This window comes from Bartonella queenslandensis AUST/NH15 (assembly GCF_000312585.1).
GTDB lineage: Bacteria > Pseudomonadota > Alphaproteobacteria > Rhizobiales > Rhizobiaceae > Bartonella > Bartonella queenslandensis_A.
The window spans coordinates 1-732 of sequence record NZ_HE998302.1 but is presented as its reverse complement, the minus strand read 5'-3'; the positions used below and the strand labels follow the sequence as shown (position 1 = coordinate 732).

General features: G+C 36.1%; 1 protein-coding gene and 1 pseudogene. One reads left to right on the top strand and one right to left on the bottom strand.

What is annotated here, in order from left to right; genetic code table 11:
- The first annotated feature begins 6 nt into the window (after positions 1–6).
- Positions 7–537 carry an inorganic diphosphatase gene (gene ppa, locus BN338_RS10265; RefSeq protein ID WP_039762219.1) on the top strand — a complete coding sequence of 177 codons (531 nt, stop codon included), beginning with the start codon at positions 7–9 and terminating at the stop codon, positions 535–537.
- Between the two features lie 52 nt (positions 538–589).
- Here the strand turns inward: ppa and BN338_RS13435 are convergent.
- Positions 590–732: pseudogene (locus BN338_RS13435) on the bottom strand (DUF167 domain-containing protein); the annotation flags it as partial.

Here is a 732-nt window from a genome sequence, read left to right as displayed (position 1 = left end):
GTCTCTATGAATATTAAAGCAATACCTGTAGGTAAAAAACCACCAGAAGATATTAATGTTATTGTGGAAGTCTCTCTTGGTGGTCAACCAATAAAATATGAGATGGATAAAAAGTCGGGCGCATTATTCGTTGACCGTTTTCTTCATACCTCAATGGTTTATCCTGGAAATTATGGTTTTGTCCCTCATACCCTTTCAGATGACGGTGATCCTATTGATGTTCTTATCTGTAATACCCGTCCACTTATGCCTGGTTGTGTGATCAATGTTCGCCCCATCGGGGCTTTGATGATGGAAGATGATGGTGGTAAAGATGAAAAAATCATTGCCATTCCCACACCGAAATTAACAAAACGCTATATTAATATTCATGACTACACGGACTTGCCTGAAATTACACTTAAACAAATTGAACATTTCTTCAAGCATTATAAAGATTTAGAACCTGGGAAATGGGCCAAAATTGAAGGGTGGCGAGACAAAAGCTTTGCTCATGAATTAATTAAGCAAGCTGTTGAGCGTAATAGAGAGATATAACAATTTTAATAAAATAAAGCCTATTTAAAAATAGGCTTTATTATTTATTTCGCTACGAAATACAATCTCCAAAGGATTGCCATATCTGCTTTAACTCTTCTAAATGTGTTGAAAAATGAAGTTGTTTGTAGCGGGATGTTGCACCGCTTTTCAGACAAATAGAAGAAGATGGAATTTTCCACTGCTTCGCAAAAA

What these genes read in the sequence shown, in the direction of transcription:
- ppa (WP_039762219.1), top strand. Translation starts at nt 7, where the DNA reads ATGAATATTAAAGCAATACCTGTAGGTAAAAAACCACCAGAAGATATT.